23 protein-coding genes are annotated in these 24,686 nt (G+C 73.5%); 20 read left to right on the forward strand and 3 right to left on the reverse strand.

Annotated features, from left to right (window positions below; all coding sequences use genetic code 11):
* The first annotated feature begins 147 nt into the window (after window positions 1-147).
* The 5 genes from P3T34_RS04905 to P3T34_RS04925 all read left to right on the forward strand — a co-directional run bounded on the left by P3T34_RS04905 (window position 148) and on the right by P3T34_RS04925 (window position 7,023).
* The gene (locus P3T34_RS04905) at window positions 148-1,767 is read left to right on the forward strand and encodes an AMP-binding protein (protein WP_280664737.1); all 1,620 of its coding nucleotides are present in this window, start codon (window positions 148-150) and stop codon (window positions 1,765-1,767) included.
* A 59-nt stretch (window positions 1,768-1,826) separates the two neighbouring features.
* Window positions 1,827-3,287 (forward strand): salicylate synthase, encoded by a 1,461-nt coding sequence (locus tag P3T34_RS04910; protein WP_280664738.1) that lies wholly within the window; start codon window positions 1,827-1,829, stop codon window positions 3,285-3,287.
* Window positions 3,288-3,339: 52 nt separating this feature from the next.
* Complete coding sequence (locus P3T34_RS04915) at window positions 3,340-3,855, forward strand: DUF1990 domain-containing protein (RefSeq protein WP_280664739.1); 516 nt, start codon at window positions 3,340-3,342, stop codon at window positions 3,853-3,855.
* A 104-nt stretch (window positions 3,856-3,959) separates the two neighbouring features.
* Window positions 3,960-6,515 (forward strand): lysylphosphatidylglycerol synthase transmembrane domain-containing protein, encoded by a 2,556-nt coding sequence (locus P3T34_RS04920; RefSeq protein WP_280664740.1) that lies wholly within the window; start codon window positions 3,960-3,962, stop codon window positions 6,513-6,515.
* A gap of 112 nt (window positions 6,516-6,627) precedes the next feature.
* Window positions 6,628-7,023: a nuclear transport factor 2 family protein gene (locus tag P3T34_RS04925; RefSeq protein ID WP_280664741.1), complete on the forward strand. Its 396-nt coding sequence runs from the start codon at window positions 6,628-6,630 to the stop codon at window positions 7,021-7,023.
* 25 nt (window positions 7,024-7,048) lie between these two features.
* Here P3T34_RS04925 and P3T34_RS04930 read toward each other — a convergent pair whose 3' ends face one another.
* Window positions 7,049-7,396: a VOC family protein gene (locus P3T34_RS04930; RefSeq protein ID WP_280664742.1), complete on the reverse strand. Its 348-nt coding sequence runs from the start codon at window positions 7,394-7,396 to the stop codon at window positions 7,049-7,051.
* A 447-nt stretch (window positions 7,397-7,843) separates the two neighbouring features.
* Between P3T34_RS04930 and P3T34_RS04935 the strand changes: the two genes are divergently transcribed.
* The 3 genes from P3T34_RS04935 (at window position 7,844) to P3T34_RS04945 (ending at window position 9,367) form a co-directional block, all read left to right on the forward strand.
* Window positions 7,844-8,146, forward strand: a complete 303-nt coding sequence (locus tag P3T34_RS04935) for a DUF4193 domain-containing protein (protein ID WP_280664743.1) — start codon at window positions 7,844-7,846, stop codon at window positions 8,144-8,146.
* A 237-nt stretch (window positions 8,147-8,383) separates the two neighbouring features.
* Window positions 8,384-8,620, forward strand: a complete 237-nt coding sequence (locus P3T34_RS04940; protein ID WP_280664744.1) for a hypothetical protein — start codon at window positions 8,384-8,386, stop codon at window positions 8,618-8,620.
* A 165-nt stretch (window positions 8,621-8,785) separates the two neighbouring features.
* Entirely contained in the window at window positions 8,786-9,367 is a 582-nt protein-coding gene (locus P3T34_RS04945) for a dihydrofolate reductase family protein (protein WP_280664745.1), read from the forward strand.
* Here the strand turns inward: P3T34_RS04945 and P3T34_RS04950 are convergent.
* On the reverse strand, window positions 9,331-10,725 hold the full coding sequence (locus P3T34_RS04950) for an MFS transporter (RefSeq protein ID WP_280664746.1): 1,395 nt from the start codon (window positions 10,723-10,725) through the stop codon (window positions 9,331-9,333). The genes P3T34_RS04945 and P3T34_RS04950 overlap by 37 nt on opposite strands.
* Before the next feature lie 64 nt (window positions 10,726-10,789).
* On the opposite strand from P3T34_RS04950, the gene P3T34_RS04955 reads away from it, so the two are divergent.
* From P3T34_RS04955 to P3T34_RS05005, 11 genes are all read left to right on the forward strand, one after another.
* Window positions 10,790-11,593, forward strand: a complete 804-nt coding sequence (locus tag P3T34_RS04955; RefSeq protein ID WP_280664747.1) for a metalloregulator ArsR/SmtB family transcription factor — start codon at window positions 10,790-10,792, stop codon at window positions 11,591-11,593.
* A 74-nt stretch (window positions 11,594-11,667) separates the two neighbouring features.
* Window positions 11,668-12,324 (forward strand): hypothetical protein, encoded by a 657-nt coding sequence (locus P3T34_RS04960; protein ID WP_280664748.1) that lies wholly within the window; start codon window positions 11,668-11,670, stop codon window positions 12,322-12,324.
* 52 nt (window positions 12,325-12,376) lie between these two features.
* Window positions 12,377-13,474 (forward strand): hypothetical protein, encoded by a 1,098-nt coding sequence (locus tag P3T34_RS04965; RefSeq protein WP_280664749.1) that lies wholly within the window; start codon window positions 12,377-12,379, stop codon window positions 13,472-13,474.
* A 147-nt stretch (window positions 13,475-13,621) separates the two neighbouring features.
* A complete protein-coding gene (locus P3T34_RS04970) occupies window positions 13,622-14,155 on the forward strand; it encodes an NADPH-dependent FMN reductase (protein WP_280664750.1) in 534 nt (177 codons plus the stop codon).
* A 235-nt stretch (window positions 14,156-14,390) separates the two neighbouring features.
* Entirely contained in the window at window positions 14,391-15,311 is a 921-nt protein-coding gene (locus P3T34_RS04975; RefSeq protein WP_280664751.1) for an AfsA-related hotdog domain-containing protein, read from the forward strand.
* Window positions 15,308-15,991 (forward strand): isoprenylcysteine carboxylmethyltransferase family protein, encoded by a 684-nt coding sequence (locus tag P3T34_RS04980; RefSeq protein ID WP_280664752.1) that lies wholly within the window; start codon window positions 15,308-15,310, stop codon window positions 15,989-15,991. The genes P3T34_RS04975 and P3T34_RS04980 overlap by 4 nt, the downstream gene beginning before the upstream one ends.
* Window positions 15,992-15,993: 2 nt before the next feature.
* Window positions 15,994-16,638 (forward strand): nitroreductase family protein, encoded by a 645-nt coding sequence (locus P3T34_RS04985; protein ID WP_280664753.1) that lies wholly within the window; start codon window positions 15,994-15,996, stop codon window positions 16,636-16,638.
* On the forward strand, window positions 16,635-19,409 hold the full coding sequence (locus tag P3T34_RS04990) for a PEP/pyruvate-binding domain-containing protein (protein ID WP_280664754.1): 2,775 nt from the start codon (window positions 16,635-16,637) through the stop codon (window positions 19,407-19,409). Before P3T34_RS04985 ends, P3T34_RS04990 begins: the two co-directional genes overlap by 4 nt.
* Complete coding sequence (locus P3T34_RS04995) at window positions 19,406-20,302, forward strand: hypothetical protein (RefSeq protein ID WP_280664755.1); 897 nt, start codon at window positions 19,406-19,408, stop codon at window positions 20,300-20,302. The genes P3T34_RS04990 and P3T34_RS04995 overlap by 4 nt, the downstream gene beginning before the upstream one ends.
* A complete protein-coding gene (locus tag P3T34_RS05000) occupies window positions 20,302-21,528 on the forward strand; it encodes a cytochrome P450 (protein WP_280664756.1) in 1,227 nt (408 codons plus the stop codon). Before P3T34_RS04995 ends, P3T34_RS05000 begins: the two co-directional genes overlap by 1 nt.
* 4 nt (window positions 21,529-21,532) lie before the next feature.
* On the forward strand, window positions 21,533-22,600 hold the full coding sequence (locus P3T34_RS05005; RefSeq protein WP_280664757.1) for a ketoacyl-ACP synthase III family protein: 1,068 nt from the start codon (window positions 21,533-21,535) through the stop codon (window positions 22,598-22,600).
* On the opposite strand, the gene P3T34_RS05010 is transcribed toward P3T34_RS05005, so the two are convergent.
* Window positions 22,589-23,302 carry a PadR family transcriptional regulator gene (locus P3T34_RS05010; protein WP_280664758.1) on the reverse strand — a complete coding sequence of 238 codons (714 nt, stop codon included), beginning with the start codon at window positions 23,300-23,302 and terminating at the stop codon, window positions 22,589-22,591. The genes P3T34_RS05005 and P3T34_RS05010 overlap by 12 nt on opposite strands.
* A gap of 64 nt (window positions 23,303-23,366) precedes the next feature.
* Here P3T34_RS05010 and P3T34_RS05015 point away from each other — a divergent pair, with 64 nt between their 5' ends.
* On the forward strand, window positions 23,367-24,596 hold the full coding sequence (locus P3T34_RS05015; protein WP_280664759.1) for an FAD-dependent monooxygenase: 1,230 nt from the start codon (window positions 23,367-23,369) through the stop codon (window positions 24,594-24,596).
* The last annotated feature ends 90 nt before the right edge of the window (window positions 24,597-24,686 follow it).

Below are 24,686 nucleotides of genomic sequence, written 5' to 3' on the forward strand. Positions count from 1 at the left end.
TTGGCAAAGCGCGCTCCGGTCCGAGGGGAATCCCCGATGGCGCTAGAGTGTGGCGGGGGCAAGGAAAACCGGCCGGGCACCCGACCGCACTCCGAGTCACATCGAAGCCATTCGTAGAACATTCGGATTATTGTGATGAATTCCGGCATGAATCACGACGCTCACGACGCCGAGACACTGGATTCCACCCTGCGATCGCAGGCCCGCCACCGCCCCGACCAGCCGGCGCTGGTCGCCGCCGGGCGGGTGACCAGCTACGCCGAACTCGACCGCTCCGCCGATGCACTGGCCGGGCGGCTGGCGGCGCTGGGCATCAGGGCGGGCGACCGGTTCATCGTCCAACTGCCCAATAGCGCCGAGTTTATTGTTCTTATTTTCGCGCTATTCCGACTGGGAGTGATTCCCGTGCTCGCGCTGTCGGCTCATCGGCGGAGCGAGATCGATCATCTGTGTAAGATGACCGGGGCGGTTGCTTACGCCGCCCCTCGCCGGCATGCCGGATTCGAATTCCATTCGCTGGGCGAAGCCGTCCGCGAGGGAAATCCCGGGCTGCGCCACCTCCTGATCGCAGACGATCTCATCACTGCGGACCTCGGCACTGCGCACCTCAGCACGGCTGGGCGCCCGGGGCGTCCGGACCGCCCCGGACCCCGGCCAACCGACGTGGCACTGCTGCTGCTTTCCGGCGGGACCACCGGGGCGCCGAAACTCATTCCGCGGACGCACCGGGACTACCTCTACAACATCCGGGAGAGCGCCGCCGTCTGCGGGCTCGACGAGCACAGCGTCTATCTGACGGCACTGCCCGCCGCGCACAACTTCGCACTCGGCTGCCCGGGCGTCCTGGGGACACTCGCCGTCGGCGGCACGGTCGTGCTGGCTTCGGACGCCGCCCCGGACCAGGCCTTCGAGCTGATCGAGCGGGAGCGGGTGACCGTCGCCGCGCTCACCCCGCCGCTGCTCGCGCTCTGGCTGGCCGAGGCCGCCTGGAGCGACGCGGACCTGTCGAGTCTGCGCCTGCTGCAGGTCGGCGGCGCCCGGTTGCACCGGTCCCAAGCCGCCCGGGTCGGGCCCGAGTTGGGCTGCCGACTGCAGCAGGTCTTCGGCATGGCCGAGGGGCTGCTCTGCTTCACCCGGGCGGACGATCCCGAGGAGATCGTGCTCTCCACCCAGGGCCGCCCGCTGTCGCCGGCGGACGAGCTCCGGGTGGTGGATGCCGACGATCGGGAGGTCGCGCCGGGCGAGGTGGGCCAGTTGCTGGTGCGCGGCCCGTACACGGTGCGCGGCTACTACCGGGCGCCCGAGTACAACGCCACCGCCTTCACCGCGGACGGCTACTACCGGACCGGCGACCTGGTACGGATCACCCCGACCGGCCACCTGGTCGTCGAGGGGCGGGTCAAGGACGTCGTCAACCGAGGGGGCGAGAAGGTGCCGGCCGCCGAGGTCGAGGAGCACCTCGCCGCGCACCCGCTGGTCGCCCAGGCCGCCCTGGTGGGCATGCCGGACGGGCTGCTCGGCGAGCGGACCTGCGCGTACGTGGTGCCCGCAGGCCGGCCGCCCGCGCTGGACGAACTGACGGCCTTCCTGCGCGGTCTGGGACTGGCCGCCTACAAGCTGCCGGACCGGCTGGAGATCCTGGACGCCCTCCCGCGTACCGGCGCCGGCAAGGTCGACAAGCGTGACCTCACGGCGCGGATCGCCGCACAGATGGCTGCGCAGATGACCGCGCAGACCGCCGCACAGATCGGCTCTCGAGAGTGCTGACGCATAACGAAGTCACGACGTCACAAAGCCCGGAAGAAGAGAAAGCAGAAGAGAGCGCAGTGAGCGAGCGACGAAGCGTGATCCCGCGGCAGTCCTACCGGGAGGCCGAGGTCGACGCACCGCACGACCCGTTGCTCACCGCCGCACGGCTGGCGCGAGCCCACCACCGGGACGTCCACCTCCTCTACGAGGCAGGCGCCACCTGGACCTTCTGCGCGGGCGCGGTCGCGGAGATCGTGGTCGACCAGCACCACGTGCACTACACCTGCGGCAGCGACCACCGCAGCATCGCCTGGCACGCCCAACCCCTGCGCGTGGTCGCCGAGCTGCTGGCCGCGTTGCCCCTGCGGGGCTGGCGCGCCTACGGCTGGGCGGCCTTCGAGCTCGCCGTCGCGCAGGCCGGCCGACGGCCGCCCGGCGCGCCAACCCCCCTCCTGCACCTGTTCGTTCCGCGCGACGAGGTACGCATCACGGCGGGCCGCGCGCTGCTGCGCACCACCCGCCCGGACGCGTCCGCGCGGCTCGCGGCCCTGCTGGCCGAGCCGCCGGACCGGCCGGAGCCCAGCGGCGGGGTACCCGGTCTCGACCTCGGCGTCGACGGCGAGCGCTACCGCGAGCTGGTGGCCGAGACGGTCGCCGAGATCGCTGCGGGAGCCTACGACAAGCTCGTGCTAAGCCGGGTGGTCCCGGTACCCGGCCGGATCGACCTGCTCGACACCTTCACCCTCGGCCGCCGCCACAACACGCCCACCCGCTCCTTCCTGATCGACCTCGGGGGCCTGCGGGCGGCCGGCTTCAGCCCCGAGATGGTAGCGACGGTCTCTGCCGACGGCTGGGTGCGGACCCAGCCGCTGGCCGGCACCCGCGCCCGCACCGCGTCCGCCGCCGAGAACCGGAGGCTGCGCGAGGAGCTGCTGGCGGACCCGAAGGAGATCCAGGAGCACCAGATCTCGGTGGCCGCCGCGCAGGGCGAACTCGGCACAGTCTGCGACCCCGGCACCGTCGTGATCGACGAGCACATGGTCGTCGAGGAGCGCGGCACCGTGCAGCACCTGGCCTCGCGCCTGTCGGGCCGGCTCTCGCCCGGCCTCGACTGCTGGGACGCCTTCGCCGCGCTCTTCCCCGCGATCACGGTGTCCGGCGTGCCCAAACCAGCCGCCGTGGCCGAAGCCCAGCGGCTCGAACCCGTGCCCCGCCAGATGTACGGCGGCGCCGTCCTCACCGTCGACGCCGACGGCGCACTCGACGCCGCCCTTGTCCTGCGCGCCGTCTTCGAACAGGCCGGACGCACCTGGCTGCGGGCCGGGGCGGGCATCATGGGCCAGTCCGTCCCCGAACGCGAACTGGAGGAGACCTGCGAGAAGCTCCGCAGCATCGCGGGCTACCTGGTCCCGGCCGCCGACACGGCAGTTGACACCACAGTGGACACCACAGTTGACACGGCAGCCGGCGCGAGCGCAGTCAACCGCGCACCCGCGCTCGCGCAACCCGGTGGCGGTGACGCGCCGAGCCGCGGGTAGGTTCGCTCGGTATGGGACTTCAGCGAACGACCGTGCGGCATGCGGGTCCACGATGAGTGGCTTGAGCTATCCCGAGGTCGGCGCGACGGCGGACGACAGCGGCCAACTGCCCGCCGGCTACCAGCACCTGCGCTACCGCACCCGGCTGGGTACGGGCCGGGAGGCGTTCGCGGCGGCCGGTGAGAGCGTGCTGACCTGGCGGATGCACCGCGCCGTCGGGGTGCGCCTCACGGCGAGCGCGCGACGGGCGGCGCCGGGCGTCACGGTGCGGGTGCTGCTCGGGCGGGCCGGGCTCGGTCCGGCCGGCTCGTGCACGGTGGTGTGGACGCTCGACGAGCCGACCCGGCTCGGTTTCGCGTACGGCACGCTGCCCGGCCACCCGGAGTGCGGCGAGGAGGCGTTCCTGGTGGAACTGGCGCCGGACGGGCAGGTCTGGTTCACCGTCACCGCCTTCAGCCGCCCGGCCCGCTGGTACACCCGCGCCGCCGGTCCGCTCGTCCCGGTGTTCCAGCAGCTCTACGCCCGGCGCTGCGGTCACGTCCTGCGCCGAGTGGCCGCCCGGCTCTGAGCGGCCACTCGGCTACCGCGCCGCCCCCGGACCGGCTCGGGGGCGGCGCGGGGGCGGCGCGGGGGCGGCGCAGTATCCCCACCGAACCCGTGGGACTATTCCGCGTGGCCAGGGTGATGCAGGAGAGCGACAGCGGGCAGGTCCCGGATACCGAGGGCGCGGCGGGCGAGCACGCTTGGAGCACCGTCCGCACCGTCGGCACCGCTGGCACTGCTGCTGGCACCGCTGGCGTCCTCCAGGACGAGCCGCTGCTGCCGGCCCGGGTGCGCCGACCCGAGGCGCTGATCCGCTTCGTCCTCGGACTGTCGCTGATCGGCATGGCCTTGCTGGTCACCGACGTCGCGCGGAGCACCGCCGGCGGCCTGGACACCGACGCGGCCGAGGGAGCCGGTCACCTTCCGCACGTCCTGGTGGCTGCCGCCGGGGCCTTCTCCACCGCCGCGGTGCTGCTGGTGCCGGTGCTCTTCGCCGCCGAACGACTGATGCGCAGGGACGGCCGACGGGCCGCCGACGGCGTGCTCGCCGCGGTACTGGCGTACGGAACGTCGTTGGCCGTCGACCTGTGGGTCGCCGATCTCGCTCCGCACGCCGTCGTCGCCGCGCTGATCCATCCGGTCGGAGGGACCGGGGTGACCGAGCCGGGTTCCGGCTATCTCGCTCCGGTCCTCGCCTACATGACCGCGGGCGGGGTGACGAAACGGCCCCGCTGGCGGTCGGCCCTGGCGGTCGCGCTGTCGCTGAACGGACTGGCCGCGCTGGTCAGCGGCTCCGCCAGCGCACTGTCCATCGTGCTCGCGCTGCTGATCGGCTGGACCGTCGCGCACGGCACGACCTACCTGCTCGGCTCACCGAACGTTCGCCACACCACCGAGGACCTGCTCAACGGCCTTCGCCAGGTCGGCTTCACACCGGCAGCCGCGTCCGCTGTCCCCGACACACCGCCACGGGAGCCACGCCGCTACCTGGTGCAGCAGACGGACGGCCGACCCGAGCTGGACGTCATGGTGCTGGACCGCGAGATATCGGCATCCGGCTTCTTCCGCTCCACGTGGCTCCGACTGCGACTGCACACCGCGCCCCAACGCCGCAACCTGCTGTCGCTACGCCGCTCGCTCGAACGGGAATCACTGCTCTCCTACGCCGCCCGAGCAGCCGGCGTGCGCACCCGGCGACTGCTGGCCACCGCCGAACTCGGCCCGGACGCGGCCCTGGTGGTGTACGAGCAACTCACCGGACGCACGCTGGACCAACTCGCCGACGCCGAACTCACGGACACGCTGCTCGCCGACACCTGGCAGCAGCTGAAGCTGCTGCACACCCGGCAGCTCGCCCACCGCACCCTGGTCCCCACCTCGTTGCTCGTCGACGACCACGGCGCCGTACACCTGGTGAACCTGGAGGGCGGCGACATCGCGGCCGGCGACCTCGCGCTGAGCATGGACCTCGCCCAACTCCTCACCACCGTCGCCCTGCGCGTCGGCCCGCAGCGCGCCGTCGCCTCCGCCTGCCAGGTGCTCGGACCGGACAAGGCCGCCTCGGCCGTGCCCCTGCTCCAGCCGATCGTCCTGTCCCGAAGCACCCGGGCGGCGCTCAAGCTCCAGCACCAACGCCGCCCGGCCGAGCCAGCATCTCCCACGCCCGCCCCTCCCACACCGGACCTGCTCTCGCAGATCCGCGAGGAGATCCTGCGCGCCCACCCCCAGGCACCCGTGGAGGCGGTGCGCCTGGAACGGCTGCGGCCCCGCACCCTGATCACCGTGCTCGGCAGCGCGGCCGCCGGCTACGTCCTGCTGCTCGAACTCTCCAGCAAGACCACCAACCCCCTCACCGCCCTCGCGCAGGCGCAGGCCGGCTGGGTCGCCCTCGCCGCACTCGCCTCGGCCGGCAGCTACCTGGCCGCCACCATGGCCATGGTGGGATTCGTCCCCGAGCGGCTGAACACCCGCCGGGCCGCGCTGGTGCAGCTGGCCGGCTCGTTCGTCAGCCTCTTCTCCCCCAGCGGTGTGGGCCCGGTGGCGATCAACACGCGCTTCCTGCAGCGCGCGGGCATCCCACCGCGCCAAGCGATTTCCAGCGTCGGCGCCACCCAAGCGGTCGGCCTGGCGCTGCACGTCCTGCTGGTGATCCTCTTCGGCTTCCTCGCCAGCACCCGGTACGCCTCGCCGCTGTCGGCCTCGCCCGCGCTCGTCGTCGGTCTGCTGGCCGCGGCCGTGCTCGCGCTTGCGGCCACCGGCATACCGCCGCTGCGCCGGTGGATCGCCGCCCGGCTGCAGCCCCTGCTCACGGGAGTGGTGCCGCGGCTGCTGGACCTGCTGCAGAACCCGCGCAAACTGGCCATCGGGATCGCGGGGCAACTCCTGGTCTCCCTGACCACCCTGGCCTGCCTGTACGGCTGCACCCTGGCTCTCGGACAGCATCCGAGCTTCGCCGGCGTGGCCATCGCCAACCTGGTCGGTGGCGCTCTGGGATCCGCCATCCCCACCCCCGGCGGAGTGGGCGGCGTGGAGACGACGCTGCCGCTCGCACTGGAGCAGACCACCGGAATGTCCGAGGCGACGGCGATTCCCGCGGTCCTGCTGTTCCGCCTGCTGACGTTCTGGCTGCCGGTACTCCCCGGTTGGCTCGCCTTCGTCTGGCTCCAGCGACGCAAATCACTCTGACATTCCGGCATCTCCGCAACACACAGAAGCGTGCGCTGCGCACGCAAGTGATGGTACCGTCGCAGTTATAAGCGTGCAGCGAGCACGCATTTCTTCGACAGGAGACACCCTCATGGGCGCCAACACCGACATCGCCGCCGCTCTCCACGACCTGCTCCTCGCCCCCGGGGTTCCGCTCGACGAGGCCCTCGACCGGCACTTCGCCCCCGACTACCGCCAGCGCACCGACGGCCGCTGGGACGACCGCGCGCAGTTCGCCGCACACATCGCCCACCTGCGCGAGGTGGTGCTCTCGGGGCAGGTCGAGGTCCTGGAGGAGCTGACCGACGGCACTCGCTACGCCGACCGCCACCTCGTCGACGTCACCAAGAAGGACGGCTCCACCGTCCGCATGGAGGTGTACGTCTTCGGCGAGTTCGCCCCCGACGGACGGTTCCGCCGGATCGAGGAGACCACCCTCATGCTGGTCGGCGCCGAGGCGGACCGGGACCTCGGCAGCGCCCGCTGACCACGGCGGCCGGCCGGCCGCCCGTTCAACCGCCGTGGGCGACGGGGTGCAGCGGCTGGTAGATCGGCTGCTGCGCCCCGCTGGGCAGGGTGATCGAGGAGAGCCGCCCCCAGCGCTGCTCGTCGATCGGCGCCACCACGAAGCCCTTGGCGGCGACCGCGGCGAGAGTCGCCTCCAGGTCGTCGCACAGCAGGTAGAACTCGTGCTGGGGACGGTCGGCGGTGGGGTGCACCGCCACCTCGGCCGGTGGCAGCTTGAAGATCAGCCAGCCGCCGCCCGCGTCGACCGCGGAGAATCCGAGGACGTCGCCAAGGAAGGCCCGGTCGGCCTCGGCGTCCTGGCTGTAGAGGACGACATGCGCTCCGTTGATCATGATTCCTCCCAGCTTCGACTCTACGGTCCCGCTCTGCCACCGGCAGCCGCTGGTCAACGCCGGGGCCGTGCGCCACGCGGCCTCCGCCCCGCCCGGGGGACCCGCAGCAGCCGGCTACCGGACCCACCGGACCCGGGGGCTCGGAGGCTGCCTCGATGCCGCGCATGCGGAGCGGCGAACACGCGTAGCCGGGACGGCGTACCCTCAACCGAGTCACCGGTCAGCCAGGTGGCGGTAGGACCGTGCCTGTCAGGGTGAACCCCGCGCCGATCCAACCGCCCATCCCGGCCTCGGACCGGTAGGAAGACCCACAACCACCCCGTCGACCGGCAGCTACGCCGGAGGGCGCCGGTGGCCGTGCCCTGTCACGGCCACCGGCGCCCACGGCTGCCTGCAGCATCGACGAGCTCCACTCCACCAGCACGACCTGACGAGAAGGGACCACGTGTGGCAACCGACTACGACGCCCCGCGCAAGAACAGTGACGACGAGTCCTCGGACGACAGCATCGAGGAGCTGAAGAGCCGGCGCACCGACAAGTCGGCCTCCAACGTCGACGTCGACGAGTTCGACTCGGCCGAGGGGCTCGAACTGCCCGGCGCGGACCTCTCGGGCGAGGAGCTCAGCGTCCGCGTACTCCCCACCCAGCCGGACGAGTTCACCTGCTCGAAGTGCTACCTGGTCTACCACCGCAGCCAGCTCGCGCGCGAGGACAAGGACGGCAAGCCGGTCTGCCGCGACTGCGAGTGACCTGCCGTCAGGCCTGAGTGAACTGCCGTCGGGCCTGAGCGCCCGGCGGGCGCCGGTGGTGCCGGGCACCATCGGTGCCCGGCACAGGCGCGGCGGGCTCAGCGAACCGGTCGGCCCGCAACTCATCGGTCCGCAACTGATCGGCCCGCAACTGATCGGCCCGCACCCGTGACCACCACGCATCCTGACGGTTGATCAGGGCGACACACCCTCGCTCCTGGAAACCCGGAGGCCCCGATGCGCGCTCCCACCCGAATCGTCCGACTCTGCTTCGCCGGCGCCCTGCTCGGCGCCGCCGCCGTACTGGCCGCCGCCGCGACCGCCGCCGCCGTCGGGACGAACCCCTCGGCCTACCCGGCCCCCTCGCACCAGGAGCACACGTACAGCATCCCGGTCGGGGCCGTCACCGACCTCGGGGACCTCACCAAGATCGCGAACCTCGGCTCCGACGTGGCCGGATTCCTCGGCCACTGAGACCGACGGCGCACCGTAAGACCAGCGGTGCACGGTGAGACCCATAGTGCACAGTGAGAGCCATGACGCACCATGAGACCCATGGCGCATGGTGAGACCCATGGCGCATGGTGAGGCCCATGGCGCATGGTGAGGCCAACGACGCACGGTGAGATGAGGACCGCAATGCGAAAGATCGTACTCACGATGGGAGTGTCCCTCGACGGATTCATCGAGGGACCGAACCGCGAGATCGACTGGCACCGGGTCGACGAGGAGCTGCACCAGCACTTCAACGACTGGCTCCGCCCGATGGGCGCGTTCCTGAGCGGCCGGGTCACCCACCAGCTGATGGCCGACTTCTGGCCCACCGCCGACTCCGATCCCACCGCCTCCGGGCCGACGGTCGAGTTCGCCGGCATCTGGCGGGAGAAGCCCAAGATCGTGTACTCCCGCACGCTGGAGCGGGCCGACTGGAACACCACCATCCAGCGGGACGTCGTCGCACACGAGGTCGCGGCGCTCAAGGCGCAGCCGGGCGGCGACCTGGCCCTCAGCGGCGCCGACCTGATCGCCTCCTTCCGGCGGCTCGACCTGATCGACGAGTACCGGGTCTATGTGCACCCCGTCCTGATCGGCCGGGGCAAGCCGCTCTTCCAGCCGTCGGACACCCACGCCGACCTGCAACTGATGGACACCCGCACCTTCGGCAACGGCGTCGTGCTGCTGCGCTACCGGCGGGCCGACCAGGGCCCGGACAGGCCGTAGGACCGACCGGCCTCGGTGCGGCTCGGGATGGTCAGCAGCGTCAGCGCCAGCGCGAGCAGCCAGAGCAGGCCGCCCACGACGGCGAGCCGGTGCAGGCCGGCCACAAAGCCGTCGGGGTCACCGGTCGAGCCCGCGACGGCGCCGAAGACCGCGACGCCGAGCGCGGTGCCGGCCTGCCGGACGGTGTTGATGACGCCGCTCGCCAGCCCGGAGCGGTCCGCCGGCACCGATCCGACGGCGGCCGCCACCACAGGCGCGGTGAACAGGCCATTGCCGATCCCGATGCCGAGCATCATCGGCACCAGCGCGGCGTAGCCGCTGTGCGGGGAGACCAGCAGCAGGCAGAGCTCGCCGAGGCCGGAGACGACGGCGCCCGCGATCATCGGCAGCCGCGAGCCGTGGCGCGCGGTGAGCCGGCCGGCCACCGGCGAGAGGATCGCGATCGGGACGAACATCGGCAGCAGCATGCACCCGGCGCTGATCGCACTGCGTCCGAGCACGGCCTGCAGGTAGAGGGTGGTGACGAAGAGCGTTCCGTTGGAGGCCAGGTTCATGCAGGGCGCGGCGGCGTTGGCGCCCGCGAAGGTCCTGCGGCGCAGCAGCTCGGGCGGGACGAGCGGCTCGGGTGTCCGGCGGGCGTGCGCCCAGCTCGCGACGGCGGCGAGCACCGCGACCGCCCCGGCGGCAGCGACCACCACCGGCGCTGCTCCGTGCCCCAGGGCGATCACGGTGGAGACGACCGCGGCCAGCGTGATCGCGGCGCCGATCGCGCCGCCGACATCGAAGCCCCCCGCGGGCCGCCGGCCCGGCCGGGCCGGCACCCAGGCCAGCACACCGACGACCGCGGCCGCGATGACCACCGGATTGATCAGGAACACCCAGCGCCACCCGGCGGTCGAGACCAGCAGCCCGCCCAGCAGCGGCCCGGCGGGCAGGGCCAGTGACGACAGACCCGCCCACACCCCCAGCGCCCGGGCCCGCGCCGCGGGCTCGGGGTGCGCGTCGGTGATCACCGCCATGCACCCGGGCAGCAGCAGGGCCGCGGCGGCGCCCTGCGCCGCGCGGGCGGCGATCAGCAGCCCGATCCCCGGGGCGAGCCCGCAGCCGATCGAGGCGGCGCAGAAGAGCACCAGTCCGATCAGCACGAGCCGGCGGTGCCCGAGCCGGTCGCCGAGTGCGCCGCTGGTGAGCAGCAGCGCGGCGATCGCCACCGCATAGCCGTCGACCACCCACTGCGCGCCGGCCGTCCCCGCGTGCAGGGCGGCCTCGATGCTCGGCAGGGCGACGTTGACGACGGTGATGTCCAGCAGCACCAGGAACATGCCCGCACACATCACCAACAGCACTCGTATGTTCATCGGCCCACCGTGGCAGCGAAACACTTCCACCCCGCCGGAAGTGTCGTTGCGGGAGGATGAGCGGATGAACCGCACCACACCCGCCGGGGACTCGGACATCGCCCACGCCGCACGGCTGTTCGCCGATCCCACCCGTGCCAGAGTGCTGGCGGCGCTGGCCGACGGTCGCATGCTGCCGGCCGGCGAGCTGGCAGCCGAGGCCGGTGTCAGCGCCCAGGCGGTCAGCGCGCAGCTGTCGCGCCTCAGCGCCGCCGGGCTGCTCGCGGTCGAGCGCTCCGGCCGGCACCGCTACTACCGGCTGGCCTCGCCGCAGGTCGCGGTCGTGCTGGAGGCGCTCGCCGCGCTCGCGCCGGCGCAGCCCGTGCGCTCTCTGCGCCAGGTGAACCGCGGCGCCGCACTGCGCACCGCGCGGACCTGCTACGACCACCTGGCCGGCCGGCTCGGGGTGGCCCTCACCCGGGCGCTCGTCGAGCACGGCGCGCTGACGGCCGTCGACACCGAGCCCGGCGACGCGGCGGGCACCGCGGCGGGCGCCGGGACGGGCACCAAGCCTGTCCCCGCTCCCTACGCGCTCGGCCCGGCCGCCCCCGAGGTCTTCGCCGCGCTCGGCGTCGCTCCCGAGCGGCTGAGCTGCCGCGGCTCCGAGCGCCGACCGCTGCTGCACTTCTGCGTCGACTGGAGCGAGCGGCGCCACCACCTGGCCGGCCGACTGGGAGCCGACCTGCTCAGCGCCATGACCGAGGCGGGCTGGCTGCTCCGCAGACCGCGCCAACGCGCGGTCCAGCTGTCCGACTTGGGCGCGGCGCAGCTCCGCAGCCGACTGGCCTTCACGGACACCGCCGAGTACTGCGCCCGCCCGCCCGTATGAGAGGCTCAGTCGACACCCGGCGCGCGGGACCACCCGTACCCGCAGGCGTCAACTCACCAGAGAACGGCGAGGCGTTGCAGCTCAGGACCACACCCACCCGGCCGGGGACAGCCGAACTCCGTTCCACCGCAGCGGTCTTCAACGGCTACGCCAACGTCGACTCCAGCTGGCTGCGCCTGCTGGAGTCGACCCGCCCCGGTCTCGACCTGGCCCGCGGCGAGCACCGCACGGCGCTGCTGCGCTGGCTCAACTCCTGGGGCTGCCGCATCCGCTATCCCCGCGAGGGCGAGCCCGACCGCTACGATGAGCAGCTCGCGCTCTGGTGGCAGCAGCACGGCGCAGCGCTGCCCTCGGGGGGACTTGCAGAGTTGACGGACAGTCAGATCGACCTGTTGGCGTCGGCCTTCGGCCCGCTCGCCGCTATCCAGGTCTCGGGCGGCAAGGCGGTGCGCACCCTGGGACCGACGGCGGCCGCCAAGGCGCTCTACGCGCTGCGCCCGCAGTCCGTGATGCCCTGGGACGCGGCGATCGCGCAGAGCCTGCACGGCACCCGGGACGCCGCCGCCTTCGGCCGCCACCTGCGCCTGGGGCGCGCCTGGGCGCAGGCCGTACTGACCGAGGCGGGCACTACCCAGGAGGCGCTCCCCGAGCTGGTCGGCCGCCCCGCCGTCTCCCTGGCCAAGCTGCTGGACGAGTACCTCTACCTGGAACTGACGGTCGGCGAACGCTAGAGCCCGGACGTACGCCGGGGCGCGCGGTTGCCCGGCGCGACCCCGCCGAAGGATGATCACCACCGTGAACTTCATCTTCGCCGTGGCGGTCGGCGCCTTCCTGGTCGGGGTCGTCAGGAACCTGACGACCCACCGCCGCGCCATACACCCCGTCTTCGAGCTGTTCGACCCGGTCCCGTACGGGCTCGTTCCCCGCGAGCAGCTGAACGCCGCCCGCCCGGGCCCCCCGCCGCCCGCGCTGCGACTCAAGGAGATGCAGGCGATCGCCGACAGCGCCTGGGAGGGCGACTGGCGCCAGGCAGCCGCCTACGCGGCAGGCGCCGGCCAGGACTGGGACGAGTGCTGGTCGCGCCAGGAGCTCCTACTGGAGATCGCCTGCAGCGGCGACACCTGGTTGGAGGAGTGGCGGATGGCCCAGCCCGGCAACTGCGCCGCGGCCACCGTCGAGGCCCAACTGCTGCTGCACCGCGCGTGGGAGATCCGCGGCAGCGAGTACGCGAGCCGCGTCCCGGCCGACCGGATGGCCCGCTTCAAGGAGCTGCTGCCGGCCGCGTTCGAGGCGGCCCGGCGGGCCGCCCTGCTCGATGCGCACGACCCCGGCCCCTGGGTGGTCATGATCACCGCCGCCCGCGCGATGGGCTACTCCCCCGAGCGGTTCGGGCCGCTCTGGGAAGAGCTCACCGCCCGGGCGCCGCACCACTACACGGGCCACTGGCAGGCCATGCAGTACTGGTGCGCCAAGTGGTCGGGCTCGGACCAGCTGATGCTGGACTTCACCGCGCACGCCGTGCGCCACGCCCCGCCGGGCAGCGCGCTGCCCGGCATCCACCTGCACGCGCTGGAGGAGTTGGAGAAGCGCCCGGGCGCCGCCGCCCTGCTCGCCTCGCCCGCCGCGCGGGCCCCGCTGGACACGGTCGCCCGGGCGCTGCACGACGTCCCCGACGACGACGAGCGGCTGCCCCGGCTGCGCCACCTGCTCGCGCACCACCTACTGCTGGCCGGCCGGCACGACGCCGCCTTGGAGCAGTTCCGGCGAATCGGTCCGTGGTGCGGCGCCGCGCCCTGGACCAGGCACCCCGACCCGGCCGCCGCCTTCGACGACGCCCGGTCCATCGCCGCCAGGAACTCCGGCCTGAATCACGGACGTTGACCGTTACAGTCGGTCAACTCGCAGCCGGCGGCCGGCCCGAGGGGTGTCGGGCGAGCTTGTCCTGCTGCATAGGGGGCTCCCTTGATTTGATTCTCAAACTGACTTTGCGACACACCGCCTCCCACGTCAAGCCGGTATGGTGATCCGATGCTGACGAGCCCTCACATCCTGCTGATCTCCGGAAGCCTGCGAACCGGCTCCTCCAACGAGACGATCCTGCGCACCGCCGAGGCCGTCGCCCCGGCCCACCTGGCCACCGTCCACTACCGGGGCCTGGGCGAGCTGCCGCACTTCAACCCCGATGACGACACCGACCCGCTCCCGGCCCCGGTCGCCGAGTTGCGCGCCGCGATCGCCGCGGCCGGCGCCCTGCTGATCTGCACCCCGGAGTACGCGGGCACCCTGCCGGGCGCCTTCAAGAACCTGCTGGACTGGACGGTCGGCGGCACCGAGATCAGCGACAAGCCGGCCGCCTGGATCAACGCGGCCGCCCCCGGCCGCGGCGAGGGCGCCGAGGCCACCCTGCGCGCGGTGCTCGGCTACACCGGTGCGACCGTGGTCGACGCGGCCTGCGTGCGGATCCCGGTGGACCGCGCGGCGGTCGGCGCGGACGGCGTGATCACCGACCCCGCGGCGCGCGAACGCCTCGCCGAGGCCCTCACCCTGCTGGCCGGCGCATAGCCGATGCAGGGCTCCGGCCGGTAGCACTGAACGAGGCCGCCGCCAGTCACCGTGAGTGACAGGATCCAGTGACAGGATTCTCTGATCGGACACTCCTCCTCCCCTCCCCATGTCAGGGCCACGTCATCAGGTGGTCAGCCGGCTTTGCTCGAATACCGGCTCCGGTCGATACGACCGGGTCTCGATCTGGGGGAATTGCGGCCCGACGCCTCGACGCCGACAGAAGGGGAGACGCGTGACCAGCCTTCAGACCGTACCCTCGGCAATCCGCCCCCGAACCGTCCTGCCCTCGCGCGAGCTGGGCGGCGGGCGCTCGTGCTGCCTGCTCGAGGTGGACCAGGCCCACCCGTTCTTCTTCGACCACCCGCTGGACCACCTCCCGGCGATGCTCCTGTTGGCGGCGCAACTGGACGCCTTGGAAGGCGAGTTGGGTGACCCGGTGGACTCGCTGACAGGTCGGCGGCTGCGGGCCGAGATCGGCTTCGCCAAGATGGCCGAGCTGGACGGCGAGCCGATCCTGCTGGACTGCGAGCCGGCGCCGGCCGCTCTCGGCGGCGGCTGGGAGGTGACCGGGACCCAGCAGGGCTCGGCCGTGGCGGACGGCCTCTTCCAGCTCACCGAGCAGTGGCGCCGCCCGCGCCCGCCGTCACCGGTCAGCCGGCCGGCACGCTACGGCCAGGCACCCAGCGAGCCCGTCCAGCAGCGCCCGGTGCACCGCGTGGACCGGGAGAACGTGATGCTCGGCACGCCGGTCATCGGCGACGGCTGGATGCGCGCAGCAGCGGTGGCACCACACGCCGGCCACTACCTGCGCCAGCGCGCCGGCGACGGCTGGGGCATCGAGGAACTCGTCGAGATCGCACGCCAGTTCGTCACCGCGGCCTGGCACCTGGTGCACCACTGGCCGGTCGGCACGCAGCTGATCCTGCAGCAGCTGAGCTTCGAGCTGCCGATCGGCCTGGACCGCGAGCCACCACTACAGCTGCACGGGCCGAGCTCGCCACCGCGGGTCGGGCGCGGCACCTTCGACATCGAGCTGCTCTCCGGCGAGAGCGAGGAGCCGGTGGGCCGGCTGACCCTGGTGGTCTGCGGCGTGTCCGGCGCCGCGTACCAGCGGCTGCGGGAGCGCACGCGCGCCGCGGGGCGGACCCGATGAGCGGCATCGCGGCCGGCGGAACCGGTCGACCTGCCAGGGCGGCCGGCGCCGGCTGGCTGATCACACCCGGCCTCTTCACCACCGGCGTCGTCATCAACCTCATCGCCCTGGTGCTGCACGGTCGCCACGCCACCACCCGGCCACTGGAGTTGGCCGCCACCCTGCTGATCGCGGCCAACCTGCTCTGGCTGCTGGCCGAGACCCCGATCAGCTTCCGCAAGCCGGACCGGGCGCCGAGCGAGGTGGCGACCCTGCTGCACTACGGCCTGTCCCGGTTCGCCACCGTGGCCGGCGCCCTGCTGGTGCCGACGGTGTGGCATCGGCTGTCCTGGTGGCTGCTGGCACCGGCCCTGCTCTGGGTGGCCGGCGTGCTGCTGCGCACGGTGGCGATCCGGCACCTGGGCCGCTTCTACTCCCACCATGTGATCCGCCGCGGCGAGGACGCGATCGTGCGCAGCGGCCCGTACCGGGTGATCCGCCACCCCGCCTACCTGGGCATGCTGCTGGCCCACCTGGGGCTGGTGCTCTGCTTCCTCAACTGGGCCGGCGCCCTGCTGCTGGTTGTCCTGGTGGTCGCGCTGACCCGCCGAATCCTGGTCGAGGAACGGGAGTTGTCGGCCATTGCGGCCTGGCGCCGGTATGCCGAGGGCCGTCCGCGGCTGATCCCGGGAGTGTGGTGACGATGTCAACGCCCACCACCCTGAGCCCCGACGAACTGCTCTCCACCACCCGCGCGGTGCGCCGCGGCCTGGACCTGGAGCGCCCGCTCGCCCTGGAGTCGGTCAAGGAGTGCCTGCGGCTGGCCCTGCAGGCCCCCACCGGCGGCAATCGGCAGTCCTGGCGGTGGATCGTGGTCGCCGACCCCGAGCGGCGCGCCGCGGTGGCTGAGGTCTACCGGACGGCGTTCCGCCTGCGGCACCACCAGGCCCTCCAGCGGCTCGCCGAACTCCCCACCCAGGAGCGCGACTTGCTCAGCAGTGGGCAGAAGTTGGCCGACCGGCTGCACCGGGTGCCGGTGCTGGTTCTCCCCTGCGTCGAGCTGGAGCACGCCGAGCTGCCCACCGGCAACCAGGCCTCCCTCTGGGCCTCGGTGCTGCCGGCCGCCTGGAGTTACGCGCTGGCCGCCCGCTCGCGCGGGCTGGCCACCTGCTGGACCACCGTCCATCTGGGTCTCGAGCAGGAGATGGCCGAGGTGCTCGGCCTGCCGCCGACCGTCCGCCAGGCCGCGCTGATCCCCACCGCCCACAGCCTGCGCGGGAGTTACCGCCCGGCGCCGCGGCTCCCACTGGAGAGCCTGCTTCACCTCGACGGCTGGGAGCAGCGATGACCACGAACGCCCCACCGACACCCCCCGCCATACCCGCCGTGCTCACCGGCCCCGGCCTGCTGGACGCGGCCCTGACCGGCGGCAAGTTCGCCCGGCTGGAGTCGATGCGCGCGGCCGGCCTGCCCGTCCCGCCGCTGTACTGCCTGCCCGCCACCGCCTTCGACACCGCCACCCGCGCGGTGCGCGCCGCACTGCCCCCGCCCCCGGACCCGGCCGACCCGGCCGCCGTGCGCGGCTGGAGCCGGGCCGCGCTGAGCGCCGCCGCCGGGCTCGCCGCCGAGCCCGCGCTCGTCGCGCAGCTGCTGACCGCCTTCGACCAGGTCATCGGCCCCGAGGGCCTGGCGGCGGTGCGGGCCTGCGCCGTCGCGGGGCCCGACGACCCGGGCGAGGACGCCGAGGGCGACCCGTTCGCCGGGATGAGCGACAGTTTCCTGTACGTCCCTCGCGAGCAGCTCGCGGCGCGGGTGACGGACTGCTGGCGCTCCGCCTGGAACCCGGAAGCGGTGCTCTACCGGCTGCGTCGCGGCGGCGACCCGGCAGCCGCCCGGATAGCCGTGGGCGTGCAGCAGATGGCCCTGGGCGCCAGGTCGTTCGTGGTCTTCACCCGCGACCCGCGCGACGGCGGGCACCGGCACCTGGTGGCCGCCGCGCACGGCATCGGCGAGGGCGTCGTGCAGGAGAAGGCGGACGTGGACCACTTCTTCGTGGACCGCTCCGACGGCACAACGAGCTCCCAACTCACCCGCAAGACAAGGATGATGGTCGCCCCCACCGCCGCCGACCCGGGCCGCCCCGCGATCGCCGAGGTACCGGCCGCCCTCGCGCTGGCGCCCGTACTGGACGAGGGGCAACTGCGCCTGGTCACCCGCCACGCCGAGCTGATCGAGCGTCATTTCGGCGGTCCGCAGGACATCGAGGGCACCTTCACCCCCGACGGCGCGCTGCACATCGTGCAGTCCCGCCCCCTCGTCGTGTCCGAGACCGCGTCCGAGACCGTGTCCAAGACCGCCTCGCCGGCCGCCTCGCCGGCCGCCACGCCCGCGCGGACCGTCCAGTGGAGCAACCACAACATCACCGAGAGCTACCCCGGGGTGTCCGGCGCGCTGACCTTCTCGGTCGCCGAGGAGTTCTACCGCGTCATCTTCACCGACCTGTACCGCCGCATGGGCGTCCCCGAACGCCGCCTGCGCCGCGCCGACCACCAACTGCACCGGATGGTGGGCCTGTTGGACGGCCGGGTGTTCTACCGGCTGGACGCCTGGTACGCGCTGCACCAGCAGCTGCCCGCCTTCGGGATCATCCGCGGCTGGTGGGAGCACGGGATGGGTCTGGCGGCGGACCCCCACCCGCCCGAGCACTCCCGGCCGCGGACCCTGCGGAACCTGCGCGCGGTGCCGGGCCTGCTCACCTGGATGTCCCAGCACCCGCGCGCCGTGCGGGAGTTCCTGCGCTGGTGGGACACCGTTCGGGCGGACGCCACGGCGATCGACGCACACACTCCCGAGGAGCTGGTGGTCTTCTACCGGCGACTCTGGGCCGAGGTCGCCACCCGCTGGGGGGTCACCCTGACCAACAGCGTCTTCCTGGGCGCGGCGGCCGTCGGCCTGGACGGCCTGCTACGGCGCTGGGCCGGCCAGCAGGACCACGCGCTGCTGCTCGGCCTGCTCTCGGGCGGTCCGCAGAACCGCTCGCTCGCCGCGCTGCGCTCAGCCGTGGCGCTGGGCGAGTGCCTGGCCGCCCACCCGGCGGCCCGAGCGGACCTGCTGGGGACCGTCCCCGACCGGCAGTTGTGGCAGCAGCTCACCACCGGCCACTACGGACCAGGACCGGCCCGCGCCGCCGAGCTGCACCTCGCGCGCTACGGCGACCGGGCCCCCGGCGACCTCAAGTTGGAGCAGCCGACGCCCCGCCAGCAGCCCTGGACGGTGCTGGAGCAGGTCAGGCCGTTCGTCCGGCAGGGCTACTCCGTCGAGGCGTCCGTCGCCGAGGAGCGCCAGGTGCGCCGCCAGGCGGAGCAGGAGCTGCGCCTGGCCTGCCCGCAGCCGCTGCGCCGCGCGATCGTGCGGGCGCTGGCGGCCCTGATGCGACGCTTCGTCAAGGTCCGTGAGGACACCCGCTTCTGCCGCACCGAGCTGTACGGCATCAGTCGGCAACTCCTGCTGCGGATGGGCACCGCACTGGCCGAGGCGGCCCAACTGGACGCCGTCGAGGACGTGTTCGACCTGACGGTGGAGGAGGTGCTCGGCGCGGTCGACGGCACCCGGCCCAGCGGCGGGCTGCGCGAGCTCGCCGCCCAGCGGCGCGCCGAACGGGAGCGCTGCGCGGCGCTCCCCGCCCCGCCGTCGCGCCAGCTGACCGACGCCGGCGCGCTGCCCGCCGTCCCCCGGCCGTGGGCGGCGGCGGCCGCGCCGGCGAGCGGCGCGGCCGAGCAGGTGCTGCGCGGACTGCCCTCCAGCCGGGGCGTGGTGCGCGGTCGCGCCCGCGTCGTGCTGGACCCGGCCGAGGCCACCGAGGTGCTCGCGGACCGGATCCTGGTCGCCCGTGAGACCGACCCCGGCTGGCTGTTCCTGATGACGGCGGCCAAGGGCCTGGTGGTCGAGCGCGGCACGCTGCTGTCGCATACCGCGATCACCGGCAGGCTGCTCGGGGTGCCGACCGTGGTGGCCGTCGCGGGCGCCACCACGCTGATCCCGGACGGCGCCTGGGTGGAACTGGACGCCACCGAGGGCACCGTGCGGCTGCTCGGGCAATCCCCGGACGAGCAGCCGTGATCCGCCGGCTCGGCCGGTATGTGCGGGGCAGTTGGCCGCCCGCCTTCTACCTGCCGTACGCGCTGCTCTGGGCGCTGGGCCTGAGCGCCCTGTTCGCCCGCGCCGACCACCGGATCGGGAGCTGGCGCCCGGGGCCGGCCACCGTGCCGGCCGTCGCCGCGTTCGTGCTGGCGCTGCTGCTGATGCGGGCCGTCGACGACCTGCGCGACCTGCGGTACGACCGGGTGCACAATCCGCGCCGCCCGCTGCCCAGCGGCGCGGTCGCGGTGGCCGATCTGGGCGTGCTGCTCGGGGCGGGCTCGGCGGTGGCGCTGCTGCTCGCCCTGGCGGTCGGCCCGGGCGCCGCCACGGTGCTTGCCGCCGTGCTGCTCTACGCGGCGCTGCTGCTGGCGCTGGAGCTGCTCTGGCGCTGGCCCGCGCCGCAGCGGGTCACGCTCAGCGCGCTGCTGGGCCTGCCCGTCCAGCTGCTGCTGAACTGCTACCTGTACGCGGCGGTGCTCGCGCGGGCCGGGCTGCGGCCGGACGGGCAGCTGCTGGCGCCGCTGCTGACCGCCGTCGCCGCGTTCCTGCACCTGGAGTTCGCCCGCAAGACCACTCGCTCGCCGCAGCCGGGTGAGCACAGCTACAGCACCCGCTACGGCGCGCAGGGCACCGCGGTGCGGTCGGTGGCGGCGGCGGGCGCCGCCGTGCTGCTCGCCCTGGCGGTGCTGCGGCCGTGGGCGGGGCACGGCTGGGGCTGGCTGGTGCTGCTGCCGGCCGGCGCGGTGCTCTTCGGCGCGCGCCGGTTCTGGCCCGGGCGCGCCGTGCGCTGGCCGGCCGGCGCGGCGGCGCTCTTCCTGCTCGGCGACTTCGCCGTCTTCCTGCTGCTCGGACTCCTCGGAAAGGCCGCGTGATGCGTACTCCCCCGCGATGCCCCTTCCCCTTCCCGCAAGGGCCGGGCATCGGCGCGCCGACCGCGCACGAGCAGCTGGCGCGGACGCCCGGTCTCACCCCCGTCACCCTGCCCAGCGGCCTGCCCGCCCAGTTGGTGGCCCGCTGGGCGGAGGTGCGCACGGTGCTGAGCGACGACCGGTTCAGCCGCGCCTCCTTCCCCGGCCACCCGCTCTTCGCGCGCAGCTCGGAGTCGCTCGCGCTGGCCGCCAGCGACCCGCCGCTGCACACCCGGCGACGCCAGGCCGTCCGCGCGCTGTTCACCGCCCGGGCCGCGCGGCGGCTGGAGCCCGAGCTGCGCCGACTGGCCGAGCAAGCCCTGGACCGGCTGGTCACACTGCCCCAACCAACGGACCTGGTCGAGGAGTTCACGGTTCCCTTCGCACTGCGCGCGATCACCGGGCTGCTCGGCGTGCCGCCCGAGGACGAGCCGTGGCTGCGCCCCCGGGTGGACCGGATGATGTCCACCACCCGGTTCACCGCGCCGCAGGTGGCCACCGCGCACCAGGAGGCCCGGGAGTACTTCTCCGAGCTGGTGGAGCGCCGCGAGCGGGAGATCGCGGCCGGCACGCCGGGCGCGGACATGCTGACGGCCCTGCTCAGCGCCCCCGAGGAGCGGCGGCTGAGCCGGGCGGAGGTGGTGGTCTTCGGCGCCGGGCTGCTGATGGCGGGCTACGAGACCACCAGCAACCAGCTGGCGATGTGCGCGCTCGTCCTCTTCGGCGAGCAGGGCCCCGGCCTCGCCGACCGTCTGCGCGCCCAACCAGGGGCGCTCCCGGCCGCGTTGGAGGAGCTGCTGCGGCTCAGCTCGCTGGTCGCCACCGGCGGGGCGCCGCATGTGGTGACCGAGGACCTGGTGCTCGGGAGCACCCCGCTGCGGGCCGGCGAGGTGGTCGTCCCGCTCACCGACGCGGCCAACCTGGACGCGGAGCGCTTCGCGCAGCCCACCGCCTTCGACCCCGACCGGGCCGACAACCCGCACCTGGCCTTCGGCCACGGGCGCCACTACTGCCTGGGCGCCGACCTGGCCCGCGCGGAGCTGCGGATCGGCCTGAGCGCGCTGCTCGAACGCTTCGACGGGCTGCGGGTGGACGCGCCGGCGCGGGGCCCGCGCTGGCGCCAGGGCATGTTCATCCGCGGCCCCGAGCAGCTGCCGGTGCGCTGGAGCGGCCTGCGGGCGCGGGGCTGAGGCGATGCGCACCGACGGCGTCTTCCTCGCGGCCACCGGCGTCTTCCTGCCGCCGCGCATGCCGGTCGCGCAGGCCGTGGCCGGCGGGCTCTTCGACGCGGCCGAGGCCGAGCGCGGCGGCTGGCAGTCGGTCGCCGTGGCCGGCGAGCTGTCCGCACCCGAGCTGGCGGTGCGCGCCGCCCGCCAGGCGCTGGAGCGGTCCGGGCACCGTGGCGAGGAGCTCGCGCTGCTGCTGCACGCGTCCGTACTGCACCAGGGCCCGGACGCGTGGCCCGCCCACGGCTACGTCCAACGGCAGGTTGCGGGCGGCAGCGCCCCCTCGCTGGAGATCCGCCAGGGCTGCTGCGGCATCCTCACCGGCCTGGAGCTGGCCGCGTGCTACCTGGCCTCCGCCGGACAGGTGGCAGCGCTGATCACCGGCGCGGACAACTTCGGGACCCCGCTGGTGGACCGCTGGCGCTACACCGCCGGCGCGGGGACCGACCGGCCCTCGGTGCTGGGCGACGCCGGCACCGCCGTGGTGCTCTCGCGCGCGGGCGGCTTCGCCCGGCTGCTGGCCGTCAACTCCTCCTCCGTGCCGCACCTGGAGGAGCTGTACCGCAGCGGTGTCCCGCTCTTCCCGCCCGAGCCGACGCTGGGCCGGCCGGCCCGACTCGGCGAGCGCTTCGCGCACCTGCGGCGCAGCGATCCGACCGGCTTCGTCGCCCTGCTGCGGGACCTCGCGGCCGCCCGCACCCAACTGGCCGCCCACACCCTGGCGGAGGCGGGCATCCGCCCGCAGGACGTCGCCCGCGCCACCCATGTGTTCTCCGGCACCGCCGGATATCTGCGTGCCGTCCTGCAGCCACTGGGCATCGATCCCGCGCGCGGACTACTCGACTTCGGGCGCGGGGTGGGGCACTTGGGCACCGGCGACCATCTCGCGGGCCTCGACCATCTGCTGACGACGGGTCAACTGTCGCCCGGGGAACGGGTCCTGATGCTGGGCAACGGTGGCACCTCGATTGCGTGCGCGGTGGTCGAGATCGAACGACTCCCCTCCTGGGCGCAGGCCGCCGCCTCAGCGGGCTGAACCCACCGCGCCTTCCGCCGCGCCACCGCCCGTGCCTGCGCCTGCGTCTGCGTCTGCGTCTGCGCCCGTGCCTTCGCCCGCGCCTTCGCCCATGCCTGCACCCGCGCCTGCGTCTGCCGCGGCGCCGAGTTCCTCCGCCGACCAGGACAGCCGGCCCGAGCGGAGGTCCTCGACCACCGAGCGCAGCCAGCGCACCTCGGCCTCGGACACGGCGCGCAGGTACTCGACCTCCAGCAGGCTGACCCTGGGCAGGCCCTGCGCGCGCTCGTCGTTCTGCATCGCCTCCAGCGCGATGATCTTCTCCACCATGGCCTGCACCCGCCGCTCCAGAGCTGCGGTGATCTCGACCGGCGTCAGCATCAGCAGATTCGACAGCGCCACCGGGAACTGCGGGAACTCCTGCTTGGGCACCGCCAGCATGTCGACCAGCCACTCCCGGGCGACCTCGCGCCCGGCGTCGGTGACCTCGTAGACGGTCCGCTCGGGGTAGGCCTGGTCGCGCCCGGTCTCCCGGACGGCGACCAGGCCCGCCTCCTGCAGCCGGTCGATCGTGCGGTACAGGCTCGCGCGCTGCCCCACGTTGACGACCAGGTCCTTGCCCCACTCCTTGACCAACCGCTGCAGGCCGTAGGGGTGCAGCGGCTTGTAGTGCAGCAGGGCCAGGACGGTCAGCGCGAGCGGGGAGCTGCGGTGGGTGCTCATGGCGAGATTCTATCCGCGGCGGAACTAGTTGACCAGAGACTAGTTGCAGTGCAACTATTTCCACATGGACACCCAGACCCGTAGCACCCACATCCTCAGCACCCAGAAGACCCATAGCGCGCTGGTCATCGGCGGCGGCATCGCCGGCCCGATCGCCGCGATGGCCCTGCAGAAGGCCGGGATCGAGGCCACCGTCCACGAGGCCTACCCCCGCACCGCCGAAGCCGTCGGCGCCGGACTGAGCCTCGCCCCCAACGGCCTGGACGCCCTGGACGCGATCGGCCTCGGCGACCTGGTCCGGCCGATCGGCCTCCCGATGACCGGCATCGTGCTGCAGGACTGGGCCGGCCGCCGACTCGCCGAGTTCGGCAACCCGCCCGGAGTGCCACCGATGCGGTTCCTCTTGCGCGCCGACCTCTACCGCGCGCTCTACGACGAGGCCGCCCGCCGCGGCGTCCGCATCGAGCACGGCAAGCGCCTGGTCGGCGCGGACGAGACCGCCGACGGCGCGACCGCCCACTTCGCCGACGGGACGCGGGCGAGCGCCGACATCCTGATCGGCACGGACGGCATCCGCTCAACCGTGCGCACCTTGATCGACCCGGCCGCGCCCGGCCCCCGGTACGCCGGCCTACTGAGCCTCGGCGGCCTGGTGCACCGGCACCACCTGCCGTCCACGGGCGGCAAGATGAACATGAGCTTCGGCAAGCACGCTTTCTTCGGCTACCAGATCTTCGACGAGTCGCCGGCCGTCTGGTTCGCCAACCTGCCGCACCGCGAACCGATCACCACCGCCGAGGCCCAACTGACCACACCCGCCGAGTGGTTGCCGATCCTGCGCGCGACCTTCGCCGAAGACCGCACGCCGGCCGGGCAGTTGATCGCGGCCACCGACCCGGCCGACCTGCTGGTGGTCGGCCCGATGGAGAACATGCCGAGAGTGCCCACCTGGCACCGGGGCCGGCTGGTCCTGGTCGGCGACGCGGCCCACGCGCCCTCCTCCAGCTCCGGCCAGGGAGCCTCGCTCGCCATCGAGAGCGCCGTCCAACTGGCCCGCTGCCTACGCGACCTGCCGCACGACCAGGCGTTCGCCCGGTACGAGGAGTTGCGCCGCCCGCGCGTCGAGAAGATCATCACCGAGACCACCCGCAAGAACAGCAGCAAGGCCGCCGGCCCGGTCGGCCGCGTCGTCAACGGCCTGGTGCTGCGGGCGGTCGGCAAGCTGGTGAAGCCGGAGAAGTCGGCCTGGATGTTCGACCACCGGATCGACTGGGACGCCCCGGTCTCCGCCTGATCGCCACAAAGCCACTTGCCCTGCTCCGCCAGAGTCCCCCAGATCGAACATCCGCGCGGCAACGCGCAACGGGGCGAGACCGCATAACCA

This window comes from Kitasatospora sp. MAP12-44 (assembly GCF_029892095.1).
Taxonomy (GTDB): domain Bacteria; phylum Actinomycetota; class Actinomycetes; order Streptomycetales; family Streptomycetaceae; genus Kitasatospora.